The sequence below is a fragment of the Corallococcus sp. AB038B genome (assembly GCF_003668955.1).
GTDB lineage: Bacteria > Myxococcota > Myxococcia > Myxococcales > Myxococcaceae > Corallococcus > Corallococcus exiguus.
This window is the reverse complement of the sequence record NZ_RAWO01000005.1, coordinates 251955-274825: the sequence shown is the minus strand read 5'-3', so window position 1 is coordinate 274825 and position 22871 is coordinate 251955. Positions and strand designations below refer to the sequence as shown.

The following is a 22871-nucleotide window of genomic DNA, read 5'->3' as shown; positions in this document are numbered from 1 at the left end:
CCGTTCGCCCCACCCGCTGGTGGAGATTGCCTTCACGCCCCGTCAGTCCGGGATGCTCCATTACGGGTGCCCGACGGGAGAGACCACTGGCCGCTTCTTCGTGCAGTAGCGCCTCGCTCCGTTAACTGGCGATGTCCGTCCAGGCGGGTAGGCTCGCGAGCCAGCATGGGCAGCTCGGAGCTCTTCACCCGGCACGTCTTCCTGGACCTCGAAACGACGGGGCTCGACCCCCGCGTGGATGAGGTCATCGAAGTCGGGTGCCTCTTCTTCGAGCACGGCCGGGAGGTGGACCGCTTCTCCCAGCTGTATTCGGCCTCGCGCCCGCTGAACCTCACCATCCGCCGGCTCACCGGCCTCTCCGACGCGCAGCTCGCCGGACAGCCCCGCTTCGACGCGGAGCGCGCCCAGTTGCGGGAGCGGCTCAAGGGCTGGACGGTGGTGGCGCACAACGCCCCGTTCGAGAAGGGCTTCCTGCCGGACGTGCTCAGCGGCGTGCCGGTGCTCGACTCGTGCGAGCTCATGCACTACCTGCACCCGGAGCTGCCCAGCCACTCGCTGGAGTCGCTGATGCGGTGGGCGAAGCTGGGCTCGCAGCAGCCGCACCGGGCGCTCCACGACTGCGTGGCGGTGCACGCGGTGCTGGTGCACGCACTGGATGGCTGCGTGCGCGACGGGCGCGCGGAGGACGTGGCGGACCTGCTGGCCACGATGGACCCCAGGGCCCGCGCGTCGCTGGGGCCCACGCCGCTGCTGGATGCCCTGTCGGAGGAGGACGCTCGCGACCTGGCGATGGACGCGGAGGCGCGCCCGCTGCTGGAGCTGCTCTCGCGGCTGTGGGACGCGTGCCGGGCCACGCCGGTGCCGCTGAGCCTGGAGACGACGGGCGGCTTCCTGCGCGCGCGGCCGGAGCGCAAGCGCGCCAATGGCGGCAGGCCTCCCCCGGAGCCCGAGCTGGACGCGACGCCACTTCCGGTGCGGTCGGAAGAGGTGGCCCAGGTGCTGGGGCCCGGCGGCGCGCTGGAGCGGGGCGGTGGGTTCCTGTCCCGGCCCGCGCAGCTGGAGATGGCGCAGGCGGTGGCGCGCACGTTGTCGGACGGCGGGCAGGTGGCGGTGGAGGCCGGCACGGGCACGGGCAAGTCGCTGGCGTACCTCACGCCCGCGGCGCTGTTCGCGGCGCGCAACGGGCTGAAGGTGGGCGTAGCGCCGCACACGAAGACACTCCAGGACCAGCTCCTGGAGAAGGACCTGCCCCGGCTGCACCAGGCCACGGGCGGCGCGTTCGGCTACGCGTTGCTCAAGGGCCAGACGAACTACCTGTGCCGCCGCCGCGCGCTGGAGGCCACGCGCGTGGAGCCGGGGATGAACCACTCCGCTCGGGCGCCGAGGGCCTACGTGCGCGCGTACATGCGCCGCAGCGTGGACGGGGACCTGGACCGGCTCAGCCACTGGTTCCGCGAGCGCTTCCCGGGCATGCACGGGCTGGTGCCGGCGGTGCGCTCCGAGGCGGCGACGACGCTGGGCGAGCGGTGCCCGCATCACCACAAGTGCTTCTACCACTCGGCGGTGGCGCAGGCGCGCGAGGCGGACGTGCTGGTCATCAACCAGTCGCTCGCGTTCGCGTGGCCCGCGCGCTACGGGCGCCTGGACCACCTGGTGCTGGACGAGGCGCACGAGTTGGAGGACGTGGCCACCACCGCGCTCACGGTGGAGCTGTCCGACCTGGCCTTCATGCGCCTCACGGAGCGGCTGCACGGACGCGACGGTCGCCGGGGCCTCTTCGCGGAGTTGCGCCGCGCGCTCGCGGCCACGCGCCGGGACGAGTCCCGCGTGCTGATGTCCGAGGTGGACGACGCCCTGCGCACGCTGCTCCAGGAGGCGCGCCTGCTGGGCGAACAGGTGACGACCCTGTGCGAGCCCGCGGCGGCGATGCCCGGCGAGGACGCGGACGACGCGGCCTACGCACCGGAGCTGCGGGTGACGGACGCGGTGCGCGCCCTGCCCGCCTGGGAGCCCGTGCGCGAGGGCCTGGTGGCGGTGCGCACGGCGCTGCAACGGGTGCACACGCTGCTGTCGGTGCGGGTGTTGGCGGCGCTGCCGGAGCTGGCGGTGAAGCAGCCTTCGCTGGAGCGCGAGCTGGCCGGCGCCACCACGGAGCTGGGCGAACTGTCGGTGCTCGCGGGCGAGCTGGCGGGAGAGCCGGACGCGAAGCGCTGCTACGCGGCGCGGGCGGAGCCTCGCAAGCAGCGATGGAGCGTGGGCGCGCAGCCGGTGGACGTGTCCGAGTCCGTGGCGAAGGACTTCGCCGCGAACAAGCGCGCGCTGGTGATGGCGTCCGCCACGCTGGGCACGGGTGACCATGTGCCCTTCGTGCTGAAGCGGCTGGGACTGAGGCCGCCCATCCTGCGCGCACCGTCGCCGTTCCATCTGGGACAGCAGGCGCTGGTGGTGCTGGTGACGGACGCGCCGCGCGCGCACGAGGAGCCGTTCATCGACTGGGCCTCCGGGCGCATCTCCGGCCTGGCGCAGGTGATGGGCGGCCGGGTGCTGGGCCTGTTCGCCTCCACGCGGCGGCTGGAGCGCGTCGCGCGCGAGGTTCAGGCGCGACTGGAACCGCACGGCATCGAGGTGCTGCGCCAGTCGCGCGGGCACGGACGTTCGCTGGCGGCGCGGCAGGAACGCGACACAGGCACGGTGCTGCTGGGCACCAAGAGCTTCTGGCAGGGAGTGGACATCCCCGGGCGCGGCGTGGGGTGTGTCTTCATCGACAAGCTGCCCCTGGAGCCGGCGTCACGGCCGCTGGTGGCCGCGCGCGAGGAGCCGCTGGCGAAGGCGGGCAACGAGTACCTGGGCTTCCTCCAATACCGGCTGCCGCGCGCGCTGCTGCTGCTCCGTCAGGGCGTCGGGCGGCTCATCCGCTCCACCACGGACCGAGGCATCGTCGTGGTGGCGGACCCAGGACACGCGAGCTACCGGCCCCTGTTGCTCCAGGCGCTCGCGGGCTACCGCGTGGTTGCGCTGCCGTGGGCGCAGGCTCGGCTGCTGCTGCACTCGGAGCTGCTTCAGATGGGGCTCACCGCGGACACCGCGCGGGTGTGAGCCCCAAAGCCCTGCCCTACCGCGCCAGCCGCTCGCGGTAGCGCGTCTCCAGGGCGGTCAGTTCGTCCACCCAGGCACCCGTGGCGCCGCTCGTCTTCGCCTGCGCCAGTGCCTCCGACAGCGCGCGCGCGTCCTCGGTCTGCTGCGCGCGCAGCCGCTGGGTCATGTCCCGCGCGACCTCGAAGACGTCCTGCAGTTCGTCGCCTTCGCGCAGGCCGTGCTGCGGCGGGTTCAGGTGGCCTTCCGCCACTTCGCGCATCATGCGCTTGATGCGGAAGAGCGGGCCCACCATCCGGTGCGTCACCACGATGGTCGCCAGCGCCACCACCGCGATGAACGAAACCAGGCAGCCGCCCAGCACCCACCACGTCAGCTGCTGATGGCGCTCCAGCTCCGCGCGCTGCGTGACGATGGCCGCGCGCTCCGCATCGTACTTGGCGTCGATGGCCTGCGCCTGCTCGCGGAACTGCTTCTCGAACGCCGGGTCGTTCATGTGGGCCATCAGCTCGTTGGAGAGCGTGGCTCCAGACAACTCGCGGCTCACCTCCGCCGCCGCCGAGCGGGCGTCCACCGCCGTCGACGTCTCGTGCAGCAGCGAGTTCGCCGCGCGCACCAGGAAGATGCCCAGCAGCGCCGCCATCACCAACGACACACCGACGATGTACGCGGTGAGCCTCAGCTGGAAGGGCGCGTCGAGCAGGAAGTTGCGCCAGCGGCGCTTCGTCGTCGGGGCCTGGGCCGTGGTCGTCGTCATGTCTCGCTGCTCCACTCGAAGGTCGCGGCGGCTTCCTCGATGGCTCGGGGGATCAGGGCCTTCAACAGGTCCGCGGGCGGAGCCCCCGCGGCGTTCACTTCCACCTGTCCCATCAGGGACTGCTCCGGGTACGTCATGCACAGAAGCTGCAGGCGCAGGCCTCCACTGTCCGTCGCCTGGATCTCCGCCGTGATGCGGTAGCCGTGCACGCCCAGCTTCTTGAGCGCGCCCTTCGCCGCGGCCTTCGACTCCTTCTCCGGCGCCATCTGCGCGCCCCGGCGCACCAGCTTGGAACGAAGCCGCTCCTGCGTCACCTTCACGAGCTCCGCGGGAACGCTGCCCGTCTTGTCCTTCAGCGCGTCCAGCGACAGGTAGAAGCGCGGCCGGCGCGCCTGGAACGCCTTGATGGCCTTGATGGACTCCGCCACCGCCGCCTGCACCGTGGCGTCCGCCTCTCCCTGCACCGCCTGGAGGCAGTCGAGCCCCTTCGGCTCCAAGAGCGCGCCCAGCCCCTTGGCCACCGCCGCGCGCACCAGCTCGCTCGGGTCCTTGAGGCCGCCGCACAACGGTGTCACCGCTTCGGGATCCTCGGTGGCGCCCAACACCAGCGCGGCTTGTGAGCGCGCACGCGGATCCCTTCCCTTCTCCAACTGACGGCCCAGGAAGGTGATGCGCGTGTCCCCCTGCGCCAGCGCAGCGCACGGCAGCAGGAAGATGAAGAGCAGGAGTGCTGTCGGCAGCCGCATGGGATGGGCAAAGAAGTACCAACAGTGTAGCCGCGATTTACCTGTCCACGACAGTTGCCTCGCAGGGCAATCGCTCCCACCTTCGATGCGCACAAGGGCCGACGTCTTCCAGGGGGAGGACGGCTGGGGTGCCGGGGACCCGAGGCGGGTCACTCCGGGCTGGGGGCGCAATGAAGCGCGGATACATCCTGACGGGTGTGCTTCTGCTGGCGGGGTGGATGGGTGGCTGCCGCGACTCGGACCGGCTGACGTCCGTGGGCAAGCCGCGGCCTCCCGGGCCGACTCCGGTGGAATCCACGCCCACCCTTCCCGACTCCGAAAACTCACAGCCTCCGCCTGGCAGGCCACCGCCGGAGCCGGAGGTGGTGGACCCGCCGCCACCCGACCCGGAGGCGGAGGTGCTGGACCCCACGCCCATCCCGACGACGGAGGGCGTCCCGGGTCCCCTTCCCGGCGTCTACACGGACAAGGGCGAGGCGCCGGAGACGGACCTCATCCGAGGGCTCGTGTCCTTCCCCATCCGCGATGCGGCCGCCCTCGAGCAGCGCATCGCGGACATCTACAAGCCGGGCGGTTCCCGCTTCCGCCAGTACATGACGCCCGCCGAGTGGATGGCGAAGCACGCCCCGCTGGAAAAGGACGTCAACATCGTCGTGGACTGGCTGAAGTCCGAGGGCATGCAGGTGCCCTACGTCGCCACCAACCGGCTGCTGGTGCAGTTCGTGGGGACGGTGGGCCAGTTCAACAAGGCGTTCGGCGTGAAGGTGATCATCCTGGAGCGCAAGTCGCCCCAGGGCGGCAATGATCCGCACGACGTCTACGGCCTCACGGATACCCTCAAGGCCCCCACGTTCGTGCAGCAGCGCATCCACGCCGTCGCCACGCTGGACCTGCCGGCGGAGACGGGCACCCTGCCGGGCGAGTTCGGCCAGCCGTCCACGGAGCCGCCGAATCCCGTCAGCCGGGGCCTCACGCCGCAGCAGGTGGCGCGCGCGTACAACGTGGACTCGCTCTATGAGCAGGGCCACCAGGGCCAGGGCATGAAGCTGGGCGTGGTGATTGGCGCCAGCTTCCGGTGGAAGGACGTGCGCGCCTTCTGGAAGATGTGGGGCATCGAGCGCGAGGACCCCAAGGTCATCCAGACCCTGGAGCCGCCCGTCACGCGCTACCGCGAGGGCACGCTGGATGTGGAGTGGGCCGCGGCGATGGCACCCAAGGCGGAGGTGCGCGTCTACATGGGCCCGGACGCGCGCAACACGTCCATTCTCTACACCTACAACGAGGCCATTGCCCGGGGCGAGGTGAGCGTCATCACCACGTCCTTCGCCCACCGCGAGGACTCCGAGCCAAGAGCGGTGCAAGAGGCCTACAGCCACTCCAGCACCATGGCCGCCGCGCTGGGCATCACTGTCGCCGCCGCCAGCGGTGACTCCGCGGGCGTGGACATGCCGGGCAACAGCCCCTACGTCACCGCCGTGGGCGGCACGCAGTTGAAGATGAACGGCATGACGGTGACGGGCGAGACGGCCTGGTACTACTCCGGCTCCGGCATCACCCGCACCTTCGCCACGCCGGAATGGCAGAAGGGCCTGGTCCCGATGCCCGCGAAGCGCGCGGTGGTGGACGTCGCGCTGAACGCGGACACCGGCTACTGGTACACGTGGCTGGGAGTCACCACGCCCAACACCGGCACGTCGTTCTCCTCGCCCATCTTCGCGGGGATCATGACGGTGGTGAACGGCGCGCGCGCGGAAGCGTCGAAGCCACAGGTGGGCTGGCTCAACTCGCAGCTCTACACGCTGCCCGCGGTGCAGCAGACGTTCCGCGACATCACCGTGGGCGTCACCGACCGCCAGTACGAAGCCGGGCCGGGCTGGGACATCCCCACTGGATGGGGCGCACCCGACGCGGAGGGACTGCTGCGGACCCTGCCCTGAGCGGGCGGGTGACATAGAGCGGACGGGCAACCGAGCCCCGCTCCGGCTGTCATCCCGGATTGACGGGGTGCGAATGCATGCGCAGGGCGTGCTGTTCGGGACAGGACCATGTCCTTGCCCCCCCTGCGCGCATCCCTGTCCTGCCTCCTGCTCCTCGCAGCCGCTTGCAGCAATGCCGTCGCGGGACCGAGCGATGCCGTGGCGGAGAGCCCCTCCACGTCCGCTCCGGGGACCATCGTCGGGACGCCCCCTTCGCCCACCGCGCCCGTGGAGGACGTGGGCCAGGTGCCCACCACGCCGACGCCCACCGACACGGTGACGCCCGTGGAAACGCCCACGACCGAGACGCCCTCGTCCGAGGCGCCGGTCGTCAGCGCGCCTGCTCCCTCGACGGGCGTGTGTTCGCCGCTCAGCTCGCTGTCCAGCCTGACGGGCAACCTGATGACGTGGCTCCAGACGGCGCCCATCGCCACGGCCAACAGCGGTGGCTTCAAGGAGCCGGGCGGCACGGAGCTCGCCGCGTTCGAGGGCGCGTTCCGCACGCTGCTCACCGAAGGTCCCACGCCGCAGGTGGTGCAGGACCTGGCGGGGATGGGCTACGGCGTGTCCACCTTCCGCAACGACACGGGCGGCGGGTGGCTGGTGGTGCGCGAGCAGGGCCTGCTGTCGCGCGGCGGCGGCACCTTCATCATCAACCTGTTCCCCGCGCGCAACCTGTGGCTGGAAGCGCCGCACGCGGACTCTGATGAGGGGACGCTGCGTCAGACGGCCACGCAGTTGGTGACGCTGGGCGCTCGCGCGCTTCTCATCACCGGCAGCAACCGCTGCGCCGTCACCACCGCCAGCCCGTGCAGCGGCACCACCAGCGTGTGCGGCACGAAGGGCCTGCGCATCTCCGACGCCGCGCACTACGGCAACAATTTCTTCACCGCAGCGCACCGCGCGCTGCGCGACACGTACCCGGACGCCATCGCCGCCAGCATCCACGGCATGGACGCGGGCGACGGCCCCGAGGCCGCCGTGGTGAGCGACGGCACCAGCGCGCTGCGGCCGGACGCGCTCTCCAACCGCCTGCGCGACGCGCTCAACACCCACCTGACGGGCACCAAGAAGGCCTTCTCCTGCAACGCGGCGGATGACTCGGGCAAGCACCGCACGCTGTGCGGCACCAGCAACGTGCAGGGCCGCATCGACAACGGGGCCTCCGACGCTTGCTTCGCGGAGGCCGCCGCCGCCTCGGACCGCTTCGTCCACCTGGAGCAGTCAGCCACGCTGCGCGGCACCGGCGCATCGTCCAAGGCCGTCATGCAGGCGCTCGCGGACACCGTGCCCTGCACGCTCGGCGGTTCCGGTCTGGGCTGCCCTGCCGTCGTCGCGCAGGACTGCCCGTAGGCATTTCGCGCGAAGCCGCTCCCGGCATCACGTCTGGTAGCCGCGCGGACCCTCGATGACAGGCGCGACCATCACGGAGTCTTGCCTGCGAGCTCCTTCACCACCTCGACGAAGAGACGCAAGGGTCCCGAGCGCCGCGCGCGGCTGGGGAAGTAGAGGAAGAAGCCGGGCACGCTGGGCGCGTACTGCTCGAGCACCCGCACGAGTCGCCCCGTGCGCAGCGCCTCCCGCACCGCTGGCTCGAAGGCGTAAGCCAGCCCCAGGCCCTGCTCCACCAGGGCTTGTGTCAGCTCGCGGTGGTTGGTGACGATGCCGCCGCGCACCGGCACCCGCCAGTTGCGCTTTCCGCGCTCCAGCTCCCAGGCGTAGAGCGCTCCGCTCGAGGGGATGCGGATGGTGAAGCACTCGTGGTGCAGCAGGTCTTCGGGCTTCTGTGGCGTGCCGTGCCGCTCCAGGTACGAGGGCGCGGCCACCACGACGAAGCGGAAGGCGTCGGTGAGGCGCACCTGCACCATGTCGCGCTCGATGGCCTCGTGCAGGCGAACGCCCGCGTCGTAGCCCTCCGCGACGATGTCCACGAAACGGTTCTCGACGACGACCTCCACCTCCACCCGGGGGTGGCGCTCGCGGAAGGCGGGCAGTACCGGCGCGATGACATGGGGCCAGGCAATCTCTGGCACCGTCAGCTTCAGCCGCCCCACCGTCTCGCCCGGCTGTGCCGACACTTCTCGCAGGGATGCGAGCGCCTGGCCGAGGCCCGGCCCCGCACCCTCGAGCAACCGGCGTCCTGCATCCGTGAGCGCCATGCTGCGCGTGGTGCGGGTGAAGAGGACCACCCGGAGCTGCTCCTCGAGTTGGCGCGTGGACTGACTCACGGCCGCCGGGCTGACCCTCAGCTCGCGTGCCGCCGCGCTGAAGCTCCCGAGGCGCGCCACCACGAGAAACGTTTCCAGGTGCGGCAGGAGGCTGGTCTTCATTGAAAGCGTCCGTGCGGGTACCCGATGAGGGGCGTCGTCGGCGCATCATGCCCCGAAGGCTGACGCTCTAGCCTCGGTTGCCGCCTGCCAGCCATTTTCAACTGCAGCTTCAAGGCCTTCTCTCCTCTCGCCATCTGGCTCGATGCAGCCCGGAGAGCTAGTTCTCTTCAGGCGGAGCCCCTGAGCCGGGGACCGCCACACACCGCGCGACGGGCGCGCGGGCAAGTCGGCCGCACAGGTGATGCGCCGCTGGCACTCGCAGCAGGGGCGCTCGACCATCCCCGAGGCCTGGAGAGAGCGCCACCACCACGTCCGCCCACCGCGCTGCACCGGGGAAACGACTTCACATGACATCGGAACGCAATCACAAGATGGGGCGCCGCTTCTTCATGCTGTCGACGGGAGCCCTGGCCGCGACGCCGCTCCTGGGCGGTGCGACCGCGAACGCTTCCGCTAAGCCGGCGGTATCGCGCAGGACGTCTGCCGAGACAGCGATGGGGCGGAGGAAGCTGGGCAAGCTGGAGGTCTCCAGCGTCGGGCTCGGCGTCCAGAACATGAGCCGGACGTACCAGACCACGGTCCCAAGCCGGCCCGAGATGCTCAACATCATCCGGACCGCCTTCGACCGGGGCGTCACCTTCTTCGACGCGGCCGAGGCATACGGTCCGCACGAGGTCGAACGCATCCTCGGAGAGGGCGTCGCGCCGTTCCGGAACAAGGTGGTCATCGCATCCAAGTTCGGATGGAACATCGACCTGGAGACCGGCGAGCGCCGCCCGGGGCTCAACAGTCGCCCGGATCACATCAAGATGGCCGTCGAGGGCATGCTCAAGCGCCTTCGCACCGACCGCATCGACTTGCTCTACCAGCACCGGGTCGACCCGGGGGTCCCCATCGAGGACGTCGCCGGGGCGGTCAAGGAGCTCATGGCCCAGGGCAAGGTCCTGCACTGGGGCCTGTCCGAGATGGGGTTGAGCACGCTGCGCCGCGCGCATGCCGCGCTGTCCGTGAGCGCCGTGCAGAGCGAGTACTCGATGTTGTGGCGTGGCCCCGAAGAGGCGGTCCTCCCGCTCTGCCAGGAGCTGGGCATCGGTTTCGTGCCGTGGAGTCCGCTCGGCGTGGGGTTCCTTACAGGGGCCATCGACACGAAGACGCGCTTTGCTCCGGGCGACATTCGCGGCGTCGAGTCCCGCTTCTCTCCTGAGAACCTGTCGCACAACCTGGAACTCGTCGACCTGGTGAAGCGCTGGGCCGAACAGAAGCGAGCCACGCCGGCCCAGATCGCGCTGGCCTGGCTGATGGCGCAGAAGCCCTGGATCGTCCCCATTCCGGGAACGACGCAGATGGCGCACATGCTTGAGAACATCGGTGCGGCGGGTGTGCGTTTCACGCCGTCCGAACTCGCCGAGCTGAACGGCGCCGTGTCGGCGGTCGAGGTCCGCGGCGCCCGGCTCCCGGAACAGGTGCAGGTCTTCTCGGGAGTGGAGGCGCCCCCGGTCCGGCCGTGAAGTGTCTCGCGGGAGACGTCCGCACATGCCGTGCCAAGCGGCTGCTCGTCGTGTGAATCAGGCGGACTGATCCGTACATGGGTCCGCTACCAGTGTCCGGGGCTGGGCATTCAGTGACACTGAAGGCCCGAATTTTCGGTTGGACAGCCGACGCTTCTCATCCACCGAGAGGGGCAACCCTGGTCGGGTCCGGGAGCCTCCCTAGATTCGAGCGGCCACCATGGCGCTCCTTTCGACCCTGACACTCTTCCCGGCCTACTCCCTCGACACTTCCATCCTGGTGGCGGTGCTCGTAGGCGTGCTCATCCTGGCGCTCCTCACGGAGACGCTCGGGTGGGTGTTCGTGGGCCTCGTGGTTCCCGGCTACCTGGCCTCGGTGTTCGTCATCCACCCGGAGGCGGGCTGCACCGTTGTCGCCGAGTCGCTGCTCACGTACGGCCTGGCGCTGGCGTTCTCCAGCGGACTGTCCCGCACGGGGGCCTGGAGCGAGTTCTTCGGCCGAGACCGCTTCTTCGCCGTGGTGCTCGCCAGCGTGGTGGTGCGCGCGGTCAGCGAGACGTGGCTCCTGCCCGTGCTGGGGCACTGGATGGACGAGCGGTGGGGCACGTCCTTCATCGTCGACCGCAGCCTGCACAGCATCGGCCTGGTGCTGGTGCCGCTCACCGCGAATGCCTTCTGGAAGCTGAAGCTGCGCCGCGGGCTGTGGCAGGTGGCGGTGCCGGTGGCGCTCACGTACGTCATCCTCCGCTTCGTGCTGCTGCCCGGCACCAACCTGTCCTTCTCCAGCCTGGAGCTGATGTACGAGGACGTGGCGCAGGACTTCCTGTCCAGCCCCAAGGCCTACATCATCCTGCTGACGACGGCGTTCCTCGCCGCGCGCTTCAACCTCAAGTACGGCTGGGACTTCAACGGCATCCTCGTGCCCGCGCTGCTGGCGCTCACGTGGCTGGAGCCGTTGAAGCTCGTGGCCACGATGGCGGAAGTACTCCTGCTGGTCGTGGCCGCGAAGGCGGTGCTGTCCGTGCCGGGGCTGCGCACGCTCAACCTGGAGGGCCCGCGCAAGACGGTGCTCGTCTTCTGTCTGGGCTTCCTCGTGAAGTGGGGCATCGGCTGGGCCATGGGCGGCCGCATCCCGGGCCTCAAGGTCACGGACCTGTTCGGCTTCGGCTACCTGGTGCCCACGCTGCTGGCGGTGAAGATGCTGCAGAAGCAGGTGATTGCCCGCGTGCTGCTGCCCACGCTGCACACGTCGCTGGCGGGCTTCCTCATCGGCAGCCTCGCGGGCTTCGGGCTGTCGCTCATCGAACCGCGTCCGGCCACCGCGCTCACCGCGGAGGCGCCGCGCGACCACGTGCCCGGGCTGGGTCTGGACCAGTCTCCGCTGGGCCTGATGGTGCTGGGCCGCGCCACCGCGCGCGAAAGCGACGTGGGCGGGCAGTCGCTGCGGCTGAAGCACGGCGACCTGCGCGAATACAGCGGGCTGTGGAACGGACTGGACGCGTGGCTGGAGTCGGGCCGCGCGGAGAACATGAGCGCGCTGCGCACGAAGGCGGTGGCGCTGGGGCTGGAGCTTCGCGAGCTGCCGAAGCAGGACGGCATGCCCGCGCGCTTCGCGCTGGTGGAGCGCGTAGAGGGCGCCGGCAAGGCGGGCTGGGACACGTCGCTGCTCGTCCCCGGTGCGCAGGGGCCGGTGCTGGAGGTGCCGCGTCCCTTGACGGAGGCGCCGAGCGCCGAGGCCGCCGCGCTCCTGTGCGAGCGTGTGAACTGCCGCGCCATCATCGTGAGCGGCGTGGATTCCCGCCGCGCGGGCCTGGTGCTGGGTGATGCGCTGGCGCAGTCGGAGACGCCGCTGCGCCACGCGCACGACGCGCTGTCCTCGCGAGAGCGGGTGCAGCTGCGCGTGGATCCGTCGCTGAAGCCGGGCCAGGTGGTACTGCACACGCCGGACGGAAAGGCGCCGCAGGGCCTGGACATGCTGTGGCCGGGCGCGACGGTGACGGCCAATCCTCCGCCCGAGCCTGGCGGCAACTGGGGTGAGTCGCGCGTGAGCGTGCTGCGCGCGGGCGCGGCGGACCTGGCCTCGCTGGTGATTGCGCACGCCCAGGCGCTGGCCGCGCCGATGACGGAGCGCGACGCGCTGGGCACGCTGATGGTGACGCCGGAGGTGGCGCGCGTGCCGGCGGTGCGGCCGTCGGACGCGGAGCTGCTGGTACTTGAGCAGCAGGTGGCCTCGCCGCTGTTGGGCGGTGGGACGGCGGACGTGCCGCGGGAGCTGCGCGCGCGCTGGGCCGGTGCCATGGCGGCGCTGATGGGCCTGCGGGTGCACCCGGTGACGGAGTGCGCGAGTGCGGCCAGCGGATGCTGGTGGGTGACGGACGCGGAAGAAACTCCGGGCCGGCTGGGCGCGGGATTGATGGTGCGTCCGGGCGGTGCTCCGCTCGCGCTGGAGGTGCCGTCGCCGGCTCGCGAGGCGGGCACGCTGCCGGTGGCCGCGGAGCTGTGGCACGAGTCGCGTTCCACCGCGCTGGTGTTCGCCACCGCGTCCGGTGACCTGCCCCACCCCGCCACCTTCGGCGAGCTGCGCACAAGCTTCCAGGCGTTCCACCAGGCGGTGCACCGCGCGCTGCCGAAGGAACAGGGCTGGGTGCTGCACCTGCGCGGCTTCTCCGGCCGGCCGGCCGTGGAAGCGGACGTGCTGGTGGACGTGGGCAGCCCGGTGCTCACCGAAGCGCAGCGGCCCGCGGACCTGGAGCGACTGTTGTCGCAAGAGGGCCCGCTGGGCTGGCTGGGGCAGCGCGTGCGCTACCACGACGGCTCACCGGAGCTGACGGGCCTCAACGACGCGAGCCCGCAGCAGGTCTTCTCCCGCACCTTCGGCGGGGCGCGGCTGGCCACGCTGTGGCTGTCCGAGCCGCTGCGCGGTGCCTTCGTGGGCCCCCGGCTCGTGGCGGAGGAGCTGGCCATCACGGGCCTGTTGCCCGAGGAGCCGCGCGAGTCTCCCGAGCGCGCGCTGCTGGCGGACCGTTTGGTGGCGCCGACGCAGCCGGTGTCCGCCGCGCTGAAGCAGCACTTCGCGGAGCTGACCGCGAGCGCGGAGCGCTACGTCTCACAGCAGAACGTGCATGACCTCCGCGCGCTGGCGGAGACGAAGCGCGTGGGCAATGTGACGCGTCAGGTGAAGTCCGGCTTCAGCGCCGAATACGGCCTGCCCTTCCTCCTGGTGGAAGCGCGGCAGGGCAAGCAGGTGCTGCGTGCCATCTATTTCCTTCAGCAGCACCCGTCGCCGGCGAAGCGCGCGGAGCTGACCGCGGGTGACGCGGAGCTCGCGAGCACGGTGGACCTGGCGCTGCGGCACCGCCGTCCGGTGGTGCTGACCGGGGAAGTCTCCCGCGAAGAGGCCCGTCGATGAAGACCCGCAGCCGCGCCCTCGTGGCGCTCCTTGGACTGATGGTGGGCCTGGCCCTCATCTGGGGCGCGAGCCTCGCCGTGCTGGGCAATACCGATACGCCCACCGCGCGGCGCGACGCGAAGTTCGTCAACGCCGAGCGCCTCATCTTCTATCGCCTGGAGCCAGGCCGGGAGATGCGCGTGCGCGTCCCCGCGGAGGCCGAGGAACTGCTCATCGTCACGCACGAGCTGCTTCCGGACGGCTCGCCGTACGCGCCGGAGAAGCAGTACCAGTACGGCCTCAAGGCCATCCTGCGCGGGCCGGACGGCGTCCTGCTGGAGCGCTCCATCTTCACGCGCACGCGCCAGAGCAAGGGCCAGCCGCAGGAGGACGGCACGTTCCTGGCGGAGAGCGCCTTCACCACGCACGCGGATCAACAGGTGACGGACGAGCGCGAGTTCGTGCTCCGACTGCCCAAGGAGCGGCCCGACTACTCCGTGCTGTACCTGCGGGCCGCGGGCGCGAACGACACGCTGCTGGCGCGCGTCTACGTGCGCGCACACCGCACGCTGCCGCTGCTCGCGTCGCAGAAGCTGGCCCAGGCCCGCGCGGAGGTGCGCGCCGGGCGTGCCACCTTCGAGCCCTTCGAGAAGCTCTCCTCCGATACGCGCCGCTGGCTCGCCGAGGAGCACTGGGAGCGCCTCAACGCGGAGGGCGAGGCGGGCACCGACTACCAGATTGAGCCCGTCTACCGCACCCCGTACCGGCTGCCACTGGTGGAGGCCACCGAGTCCGTGCAGGAGCGCCTGGGCGCGGGCCGCGCCGTGGCCCTCAACGTCACCGGGCCCGCGAAGCCGGTGCTGTGGCTGTGGAGCGACGCGACGGACGCGAAGGCACAGCCGCACGGCCCCGTGACGGTGCAGACGCTCTCCGCGGACGGCACGGCCCACACGATGGAGCTACCGGGCCCCGTGGCGGGTTCGCCCATGTCGCATCCGCTGGAGCTGCCGGAGGGCGTGCACACGGTGATGGTGCGAAACGACGGCCAGGAGGACCTGCGCTACACGGTGGAGGGCCCGTTCGAGTCGTGGCTGCTGCCCGCCGAGTCGCGTCCCCAGCCGGGCGTCGCGTCGGAGGGCCGCGTGGCCTTCCTGCCGGACACGCGCCGCACGGAGGCTTTCGCCACCGGCCCGGCGTGCCCGGTGCTGGAGCTGGACATCGATCCGCGCATGGACGCGGTGGGGCGGCTGGTGCGCATCGATGCGCGCTCGCTGGACCGCGCGCCCTCGCGCGAGCCGCTGCACCTGAGCCTCACGGTGTTGGATGCGCAGGGCCAGTCCCTGGGACAGGCCTCGCTGGACGCGACGCCGGAGCCCGCGCCGTTCGAGAGCGCGGCCCTGGTGCCGCTGCCGGGCGGCGCGCTGCCCTGCACGCCTGTGGCGACGGTGGCCCAGGACGCGGGCTCCGCGGGCTCTGGAGAAGTGACGGACCTGCCAGCGTGGGTGTCGGGCGCGACGAGCGCTCGGGTGTTCCTGCCGATGGGGGCGCGCAAGCTGCGCGTGGAGGCGCCGCGCACGACCATCGTGCAGCTCTACAGCTTCCTGTCCAGCGGTCAGCCCATCGCGGTGTCCACGCCGTACACGAACGATGCGCTCACCGGCGTGCGCTGGCGCAACGCGCCCGTGGATCAGCGCGCGTGGCACCCGATGCGTCCGGCGAACATGAACGCGCTGATGCAGGGCGGCGCGCGCATGGAGCTGCTCAGCCAGGTGCGCCTGGAGCCCGTGGGTCCCGAGGAGGAGCGGTCTCCGCCGACGGGTGACGCGGTGGTGGTGCGTCCGTATGGCTCGCCCTCGGTGGTGGAGGTGCTCGAGTCCGGACCGGCGGACACGGTGGACATGGTGAGGGCGCTGTCCACGGTGCTGGAGCCGGGCCGCGCGGTGAGGGCACGCTTCGATGCGCGCACGCCCACCCGTCCGGAGGTGCGCCTGTCGCTGAAGGACGCGGCGGCGCTGGGCAACGAGGTGGAGGTGTTGCTCGACGGCGAGCCGCTGCACCGCTTCACCGTGCGCTCCACGCGGGCACGCGAGCTGCTGCCGCCGCTGCCGCCGGGTGAGCATGAGGTGTTGCTGCGTTCCACGGCGCCGGGGCTGACGGCGCTGCTCAACCGGCCTCCGGCGGCGGGCAGCGGTCTGCGCTCGCGCACGGTGTATCCGGTGAGCCAGGGAGGGCTGCGCGTGCCGGTGCGCAAGACGGGTCCCGGCTCGGTCACGCTCAACGTGGTCGTCTACACGCCAGTGGCGGACGGCGCGACCGAGCCCCAGCTGTCCGTGACGGTGGATGGCGGAAATCCCGTGCGCCGCGCCAGTGTGTTGGTGCCGCACGTCACGCGCGCCGAGCGCACCGTGGTGCTGCCGGCCTCCGAGCGCGAACCGGCCATGCCGGTGGGCCGCCCGGGCGTGAAGTGGTACGCGCGCACCGTGCCGGTGACGCTGGGCGAGGACATCGCGCCGGGCGTGCACACCGTGCGCATCCAGTCGCTGGGCAACGGCCCCATGTGGGCGCGGTTCTTCATGTTCGGCCAGGCGGTGGAGAACACCGCGCCGCGCATGTGGAACCGGGGCGGCTGGCAGCCCGACGAGGACATGTTGTGAGGTTCCTCGGGAGGACCGGGTCGTGGCGCCCGCTCGTGGCAGCGGGAGTCGTGTCGGTGCTGGGCGCTGGGGCGAGCGCCCACGCCCAGACTGGTCCGAGCGCCGCGACGGCACCGAGCGCTGCGACGGCACCGAGCGCCGCGACGGCACCGAGTGCGGCGACGGCACCGAGCGCGGCGACGGCACCGAGCGCCGCGACGGCACCGAGTGCGGCGACGACACCGAGTGCGGCGACGGTATCGAGCGATGCGACGGCACCGAGCGCTGCGACGACACCGAGTGCGGCGACGGTATCGAGCGATGCGACAGCGTCGAACGCCGCGACAGAACCAAGCGCGGCGACAGTGTCGAACGCCGCGAACACCGCGAGCGGCACGACAGGCTCAACGGCCTCGAAGCAGGACGCTCCTCGCGGGATGCGCGCGAAGGGCTCCACGCGGCCTGCTCCAGAGCGCGTGCCCCAGGAGGATCCATCCGTGAACGTGCCCGAGCAGTCGGGGTGCCGCGTGGACGCGCGCTTCTCCGGGCTGTGGCCCCGCGCGGACGCCGTGACGTTCCACCCCACCACGCTGGAGGAGCGGACCGCGTTCGCGAAGCTCATCCCCGCGTTGCTGACCGCCGCGCCGAAGCAGAAGGACGTGCCCCCGGAGCTGACGAACGTGGCCGCGTCCGTGGGCTTCTTCCTGGAGACGTGGACCACGCCGCGCGACACCTTCTGGGTGCTGCGGGAGCGGCCGGACCGCTACCACGGCGCGGGCGCGTATGTGATCCGCACGGGCGAAGCGACGAACGACGTGGTGCAGGTGCCGCACCCCTACTTCGACATCGGGACGGAGGACATCGGCTCCGCCCTCTTCGTCTGCCCACCCGAGGGCCGAGCACCGCGCCTGTTCATGACCGCCACCGCGCACCGCTACAAGGGCACGCCCGGTGAGACGCCCGAGGATCCGGAGCACCCCGCAGACGTCGCGCACAACCCGGAGCATCTCTTCCAGACCGTGACGGACCTGGCCGCGCGCAACCTCTCCGCTCCGCGCGTGGTGCAGCTGCACGGCTTCGGCGAGACCAAGGTCCAGAAGGGCCGCACGGAGAAGCTGGCGGCGGTGCTCAGCGACGGGACGCGCAAGCCCGGGCGGTGGGCCCGGCAGGTGGCCACACCGCTGGAGGAGGCGCTCGGCCCTGGAGTGAAGCTGTTCCCGGACGGGGTGCAGGTGCTCGGAGGGACACAGAACGCGCAGGCACGTCTGCTCCAGTCCTATCCGCAAGCCCGCTTCCTGCACCTGGAAATGTCATCCCGTACGCGCAAAGCGCTGGCGAACCCGGCGCGTCTGGACCGGCTGGCCCAGATTCTGTTCGCACCCTTGGAGGACTGAGCGCCGATGTTTCCTGTTCGACGCCGCGCCCGTTACACCCTGCTCGTGGGAGCGCTCGCGGCGCTGCCCGTCATCGCGCAGCCCACCGTCTCCCAGCCGTCCGTCATCGCCCGCAGCGAGGAGGGCATGACCTGGCAGCCGCGCTCCATCCGGGGGCCGGTGGCACTGGATGACCTCCGGGGCCAGGCGCCCTACGTACCGGGCGGCGTGCCGCAGGTGACGGGCGCGATGGAAATCACGGCACAGAAGGGCGCGGCCGTGTGGCTGGGCCCGCTGGACGTGGTGCGCGTCACCGGCCCCGCCGGGGCGCTGCGCTTCACCCGCGTGCCGCTGTCTGAGGGCGGAGAAGCGCCCGAGCTACGCGTGGAGGAAGAGGGCGTGTCGGAGCGTCCGGGCCGCTGGTACCTGGCGGAGCCCATGGGCGCCGGCAGCATCTGGTGGGTCACGGCGACGAAGAACGCTCGCATCGTAGTGGAGCGGCCCACGCAGACGTCCACGGCGCGCACCGAGGAGCGGATGCGTGACGCGCTCCTCAAGTGGGTGGACGGCAAGGGGCCGCGCCCGGCACTGGCATTCGACGCGGCCACGCGAGCGCGGATGGATGTGGACGCGGCATTGGAAGCGGAGCTCGTGAAGGACCAGCCCGAGTCCTCGCCCTTCCGGACCGCGGTGCGCGATTGGCGCAAGGCGTCCGCATTGCGCGAGTGGGCGCTGGTGTCACCGCTCTACGGCCAGGCGGTGCGCGTGGAGCGCCCGCGTCCCACCGGCACGGAGGTGGTGCTGGAGGGAATGGACGCGCCCTGGGTCCGCCCGGAGGGAAAGGGCTCGGTCTGGGCGTTGGAGATGGAAGGCCCGGGCGTGCTGTCACTGGAGGCGCGCGCCGTGCTGGGCAATGGCTCGCCCGCCGAGGCACCGACGGTGGAGGTGTACGGCGTGGGCGGGGTGCTCGCGCAGGCGCAGCTCACGCCGCAGCCCGCGTGGGCGGAGGCGTCCGAAGGCGCGGCGCTGCCGGACGGGCGCACCGCGCGGGTGCTCGCGTCGGGTGAGCGCGTGGGCATCGCGGAGGAGCTGCGCGTGGCGCTGCCTCCGGGCAAGCACAACTACCGCGTGAGCTGGAAGGGCCCCGCGCCGCTGATGCGTGCGCGAGTCGCCACGCGCCGTCCCACGCTGTCCGAGGCGCTGTCGCACCAGACGCACTGGACGGAGCTGGCGGAGAAGGCGTGGGAGGTGGTGAAGCAGGACCCCGCCGCCCGCCCGTCGCTGCTCCGCCAGAAGCTGGTGGCGCTGATGCCGGACCTGGCGCGCGGCACGTACGGACGCATCAAGACGGAGGGACTGTCGCCGCTGCTGACCGTGATGGCCGCCCTGGGTGACGGCGACACGGACGTGGCGGTGGAGACACTGAAGGGCGCGGATGCGTCGCCGCTCGCGTGGCACCTGCGGCTGCTCACCGCGAAGAAGCTCCTGGACGCGAACAAGCCGGACGTGGCGCACGCGCTCCTGGGCACCGCGCCCGCGCTGCCGGACGCGGGCTTCCTCACCGCCGAGGCATCGGAGTTGGTGGCCCGTCTGCCGCTGGGGGATCCGCTGCGCAGCCGCGAGTTGGCCGCGCTGGAGCTGGCGTGGCGCGCGGATCCGCTGTCGGAGGACATCCGCCGGAGCTACCGCGCCGCGTGGTGGCGAGCGAGCCGCTGGTCGCAGGTGACGCCCGCGCCCCGCGACGATGGGACCGAGGTGAAGGCCTCGCACTGGCTGGACCTTCAGGGCATGGAGGCCGACGCGTCGATGACGGGCAGCGCGCTGTGGCCGCTCGCCGCGGGTGGCACCACGCACGTGCAGGCCACGGGGCTCGCGGAGGCCCCTACCCTGCTGCGCGCCTACGTGATGACGCCGCCAGGCGCGAAGGCGAACCCGGTGCTGCGAGTGGGGAGCAACGCCTTCCCGCTGCTGCCGCTGTCGGCGGTGGAGCCGGTGGAGATTGCCCTGCCGCCGGGTGAGCACGCGCTGAAGCTGGAGGGCGTGGAGGGCACGCGTGCGTTCCTGTCGCTCGCGCCCGCGAAGGCGGAGGGGACGCCGGGCGAAGTGGGCTACGTGCGCTCGCAGTGGCCGGTGAAGGTGGAGAAGAAAGCGGTGCGCTTCCGGGTGCCGGACGCGAAGCTGCCCTCGCCAGTGCGCGTGCAACTCCGCCCGTTGAATGCCACCGCAGGCAAGCCAATCGTGGTGCGCATGAACACGGACGTGGGCCATCCGCGTCGGCTGGTGCTGATGCCCACCGCCGCCAGCCCGCGCCACGTGGCGCTGGAAGGCGCGAAGGGCACGTCGTCCGCGCCTGTGTCCGCGGTGGTGACGCTGCCCGCGCAGGCGCGCGAGGTGTGGTTCGAGCCCGAGGATCCGAAGGCGCAACTCGCCGTCTCACTGGCGGTGCGCCGCGCGGAGGTGGCCACGTCCGAGGAGTCCCCTGCCCTGCCGCAGCAGCCGCAGGCAGGAACGGCGTACGAGACGCTCCAGGCACTCTCCCGCGCGCTGCGCACGGGGCCCGATGACGTGGAGCCGCGCCTCGCGCGCGCCGAGCTGCTTTCGTCCCTGCAGGAGGACGGCTTCGCCCGCGCGGACGTGGGCCGGCTGCTGGACGCGCAGGCGAAGCTGACGCCGGAGCAGCAGCGGCGCCTGCTCGCGCTGATGGACCGCCTGTCACAGACGGCTCCACGCACGGTGCGCTTCACGCAGGCCATCACCCAGCCCACGCTGGTTTCCCCTGCGTTCCCGGCGCTGGACACGGAAGGTGCGAAGCTCGCCGCGCTCAGCGCGCAGGCTCGCGAAGGCCACACGGACGCGGCGCTCACTGCGGTGGCGGGAGACAAGAGCCTCGCGGGCCGCTACCTCCGTGCTCGATTGCTGTCGGCCTCCGGTGAGGACGCGGCGGGCGCGCTGGCCATGGCGGCGCTGTACCGCGAGACGGGCCTGCCGCAGGTGGGGCTGGAAGCGCTCGGCATGTTGGAGCGTCTGCAGGACTCACCGCAGGCGTGGAAGGACGGCGGTGCGCCCCTGGGCGCGGCGCTCGCGAGCCAGCTCCAGTCGTGGGCGGATCATCCGGATGTCCGCCGCATGCGATTCACCGCGGGCCGATGGACGCGCTGGGAAGGCCTGCGCGACGCGGAGGAAACGGCGGGCTCGCTCGTCGCCACGTCGGAGGCCGGCACGGACGACGAGGACGTCGCCATGTCCGTGCGCAAGGCGTTGCTCGCGCCCCCGTGGAAGCTGTCGGAGGCGAAGCTGCTGCCCGCCGGAGCCTCGCGAGTGATGAGCCTGGTGGTGAAGCAGCCCCGGCCCCTGGGCGCGGAGGTCCTCTGCGGCACCACCCCGCGTCCGGGCGTGGACACCGCTGGCACCTGCGCCTTCGCGCTCCGCGTGGACGGCCGCGTGGTGCGCGAGCTCCAGGTCGCCGAGGGTGAAACCGCCATCCTGGGCACGCGCCTGGACATCCCCGGCCGCCACCAGGTGGAAGTGGTGATGGCACGCGCCGACACGCAGCAGACGGGCCTCGTGCGCTTCGTGGAGTCGGAGGAAGCCAGCACCAACGCCCGCGTCGTGGCCGCCCCGCAGCCCCTCTCCCTCCTGCGCAGCCGTCCGGGCGCGCCGGTGGTGATGACCGTGCTGGGCCCCACCGCGCTGCGCGTGCGCGCCACCGCCCTGGCCCCCACCGCGGGCCGCGAATTGCTCCTGCGCAGCACGCCGCTGCCCTCGGGTGACGGCACCGGCGGCTCCAGCGCGGAGGAAGGTCCGCTCATGCACCTGGGCCTGCCCGAGGACGCCGACCCCGGCCTCCAGGGCGCGTCCCAACCGCTGGGCCGCATGGGCGAGACGTGGCTGCTGCTGCCCTCGCGCGGTCCGCACCGCGTGAGCCTGGAGTCGCCCACCGGGGAAGCCCTGGTGCAGGTGCAACTGGGTGTCGCCTCGGATCCGAGCGCGCTCGCGGCCTCATCGTGGGCCCAGGGCACCACGGGCCTGGAGCCGCTGCCCTGGCCCGCGCTGCCGCCCAGCCTGTCGCTGCTGCCGGAAGGCATGCCTCCGGAAGCGCGCACCGGCGGCCTGGGCATGGTGTCCGCGGAGATGGGCTATCGCAGCGAGGACGTGCAGGAAGGCGAGCTGCTCAACCGCCCGCTCCAGACGGGCCTGGAGGTCCGCCTGTCCCTGCGCCGAGAGCTGTCCCCGGGCCGCGCGTGGCTGCGCTTCACGCCCGAGGCGCGCTACCCGCTGAACCGGAGCGCCGTGTTCGGCGGCACCGTGGCCGGCTATGTGAATCAGCTGCCCGGCGACCTGCGCCTGTCCATGCAGGGCTCCGTGTTCTCGCAGTCCATCGACGGCGCGATGCGCTGGAGCGCGCGAGGCCGCGTGGCGGCGGACCGCTACGTGCGCCTGTCCCCGGACGTGGGCCTCATCCCCGGCCTGGGCCTGACGCTGGAGTCCATGCAGGGCGGCAGCGCGGTGGACGCCACGCGCTACGACCAGAACGTCTACTGGCTCTACGGCAAGGACCACCCGAGGCGCCTGTCGCCCCGGCTGTCATTGCGCTGGCAGCCCTTCCAGGACCACGTGGCCACGCTGGGCATGTCCGCCGTGACCAACGCGAACTTCTACACAATGGACAACGCGGGCGCCTACGCGAGCTGGGCGGCGATGCTGGGCGGCAAGCTCCAAGGCACGCGCGTGGAGCTGGGCTACGGCGCGTCGCAGCGCTTCCAGGATGATCACCGCGCCACGGCGTACCTGCGCCACCGCGTGTCGGGCCGCCTGGACTGGAACGTGTGGATGGGCAAGGGCGGCAACCGGCTGATGCTCTTCGCGGAAGACCGCGCCTTCCTCTCCGGCCCGTACGGGATGCAGAACATGTTTTCACTCGGAGCGCGGTGGGATTGGACAGGTGGACGTGGGTTGCAGGACGTCACCCCCACCGAGGAGGAGTTCGAAGAGCTGCTCGATGAACGACGTTTGCAGCCTTGAGGGTCCGTGAGCTGTCGTGATCCGAACGCGGGCCTGGGGGGGCCG

Annotated in this window: 12 protein-coding genes; 8 read left to right on the top strand and 4 right to left on the bottom strand. The window is 71.7% G+C overall.

Features of this window, described 5'->3' with window-relative positions:
* Positions 1 to 165 precede the first annotated feature (165 nt).
* On the top strand, positions 166 to 3096 hold the full coding sequence (locus D7Y04_RS22520) for a helicase C-terminal domain-containing protein (RefSeq protein WP_121760665.1): 2931 nt from the start codon (positions 166 to 168) through the stop codon (positions 3094 to 3096).
* A 16-nt stretch (positions 3097 to 3112) separates the two neighbouring features.
* On the opposite strand, the gene D7Y04_RS22515 is transcribed toward D7Y04_RS22520, so the two are convergent.
* Together D7Y04_RS22515 and D7Y04_RS22510 are read right to left on the bottom strand one after the other, a co-directional pair.
* Entirely contained in the window at positions 3113 to 3850 is a 738-nt protein-coding gene (locus tag D7Y04_RS22515; RefSeq protein WP_120596170.1) for a HAMP domain-containing protein, read from the bottom strand.
* On the bottom strand, positions 3847 to 4596 hold the full coding sequence (locus D7Y04_RS22510; protein WP_120596169.1) for a HEAT repeat domain-containing protein: 750 nt from the start codon (positions 4594 to 4596) through the stop codon (positions 3847 to 3849). The genes D7Y04_RS22515 and D7Y04_RS22510 overlap by 4 nt, the downstream gene beginning before the upstream one ends.
* A 170-nt stretch (positions 4597 to 4766) precedes the next feature.
* Here D7Y04_RS22510 and D7Y04_RS22505 point away from each other — a divergent pair, with 170 nt between their 5' ends.
* A complete protein-coding gene (locus tag D7Y04_RS22505; RefSeq protein WP_121760664.1) occupies positions 4767 to 6533 on the top strand; it encodes a protease pro-enzyme activation domain-containing protein in 1767 nt (588 codons plus the stop codon).
* 108 nt (positions 6534 to 6641) lie between these two features.
* On the top strand, positions 6642 to 7925 hold the full coding sequence (locus D7Y04_RS22500; RefSeq protein WP_121760663.1) for a hypothetical protein: 1284 nt from the start codon (positions 6642 to 6644) through the stop codon (positions 7923 to 7925).
* A 71-nt stretch (positions 7926 to 7996) separates the two neighbouring features.
* On the opposite strand, the gene D7Y04_RS22495 is transcribed toward D7Y04_RS22500, so the two are convergent.
* Positions 7997 to 8902 (bottom strand): LysR family transcriptional regulator, encoded by a 906-nt coding sequence (locus D7Y04_RS22495; protein WP_121760662.1) that lies wholly within the window; start codon positions 8900 to 8902, stop codon positions 7997 to 7999.
* A gap of 494 nt (positions 8903 to 9396) precedes the next feature.
* On the opposite strand from D7Y04_RS22495, the gene D7Y04_RS22490 reads away from it, so the two are divergent.
* The 3 genes from D7Y04_RS22490 to D7Y04_RS22480 all read left to right on the top strand — a co-directional run bounded on the left by D7Y04_RS22490 (position 9397) and on the right by D7Y04_RS22480 (position 16452).
* Positions 9397 to 10410, top strand: coding sequence for an aldo/keto reductase (locus tag D7Y04_RS22490; RefSeq protein ID WP_199749721.1), 1014 nt, complete (start codon positions 9397 to 9399; stop codon positions 10408 to 10410).
* Positions 10411 to 10630: 220 nt separating this feature from the next.
* Complete coding sequence (locus tag D7Y04_RS22485; protein WP_121760660.1) at positions 10631 to 13819, top strand: poly-gamma-glutamate biosynthesis protein PgsC/CapC; 3189 nt, start codon at positions 10631 to 10633, stop codon at positions 13817 to 13819.
* On the top strand, positions 13816 to 16452 hold the full coding sequence (locus tag D7Y04_RS22480; protein ID WP_121760659.1) for a hypothetical protein: 2637 nt from the start codon (positions 13816 to 13818) through the stop codon (positions 16450 to 16452). The genes D7Y04_RS22485 and D7Y04_RS22480 overlap by 4 nt, the downstream gene beginning before the upstream one ends.
* Here the strand turns inward: D7Y04_RS22480 and D7Y04_RS44090 are convergent.
* On the bottom strand, positions 16370 to 16888 hold the full coding sequence (locus D7Y04_RS44090) for a hypothetical protein (protein ID WP_147477177.1): 519 nt from the start codon (positions 16886 to 16888) through the stop codon (positions 16370 to 16372). The two genes, D7Y04_RS22480 and D7Y04_RS44090, sit on opposite strands and share 83 nt — an antisense overlap.
* Between D7Y04_RS44090 and D7Y04_RS22475 the strand changes: the two genes are divergently transcribed.
* Together D7Y04_RS22475 and D7Y04_RS46565 are read left to right on the top strand one after the other, a co-directional pair.
* Positions 16869 to 17825 (top strand): hypothetical protein, encoded by a 957-nt coding sequence (locus tag D7Y04_RS22475; protein ID WP_121760658.1) that lies wholly within the window; start codon positions 16869 to 16871, stop codon positions 17823 to 17825. The genes D7Y04_RS44090 and D7Y04_RS22475 overlap by 20 nt on opposite strands.
* A 6-nt stretch (positions 17826 to 17831) precedes the next feature.
* The gene (locus D7Y04_RS46565; RefSeq protein WP_121760657.1) at positions 17832 to 22826 is read left to right on the top strand and encodes a hypothetical protein; all 4995 of its coding nucleotides are present in this window, start codon (positions 17832 to 17834) and stop codon (positions 22824 to 22826) included.
* Positions 22827 to 22871 lie beyond the last annotated feature (45 nt).

Coding starts and splice junctions, on each gene's coding strand:
- D7Y04_RS22520 (WP_121760665.1), top strand. CDS start 166: ATGGGCAGCTCGGAGCTCTTCACCCGGCACGTCTTCCTGGACCTCGAA.
- D7Y04_RS22515 (WP_120596170.1), bottom strand. CDS start 3,850: ATGACGACGACCACGGCCCAGGCCCCGACGACGAAGCGCCGCTGGCGC.
- D7Y04_RS22510 (WP_120596169.1), bottom strand. CDS start 4,596: ATGCGGCTGCCGACAGCACTCCTGCTCTTCATCTTCCTGCTGCCGTGC.
- D7Y04_RS22505 (WP_121760664.1), top strand. CDS start 4,767: ATGAAGCGCGGATACATCCTGACGGGTGTGCTTCTGCTGGCGGGGTGG.
- D7Y04_RS22500 (WP_121760663.1), top strand. CDS start 6,642: ATGTCCTTGCCCCCCCTGCGCGCATCCCTGTCCTGCCTCCTGCTCCTC.
- D7Y04_RS22495 (WP_121760662.1), bottom strand. CDS start 8,902: ATGAAGACCAGCCTCCTGCCGCACCTGGAAACGTTTCTCGTGGTGGCG.
- D7Y04_RS22490 (WP_199749721.1), top strand. CDS start 9,397: ATGGGGCGGAGGAAGCTGGGCAAGCTGGAGGTCTCCAGCGTCGGGCTC.
- D7Y04_RS22485 (WP_121760660.1), top strand. CDS start 10,631: ATGGCGCTCCTTTCGACCCTGACACTCTTCCCGGCCTACTCCCTCGAC.
- D7Y04_RS22480 (WP_121760659.1), top strand. CDS start 13,816: ATGAAGACCCGCAGCCGCGCCCTCGTGGCGCTCCTTGGACTGATGGTG.
- D7Y04_RS22475 (WP_121760658.1), top strand. CDS start 16,869: ATGCGCGCGAAGGGCTCCACGCGGCCTGCTCCAGAGCGCGTGCCCCAG.
- D7Y04_RS46565 (WP_121760657.1), top strand. CDS start 17,832: ATGTTTCCTGTTCGACGCCGCGCCCGTTACACCCTGCTCGTGGGAGCG.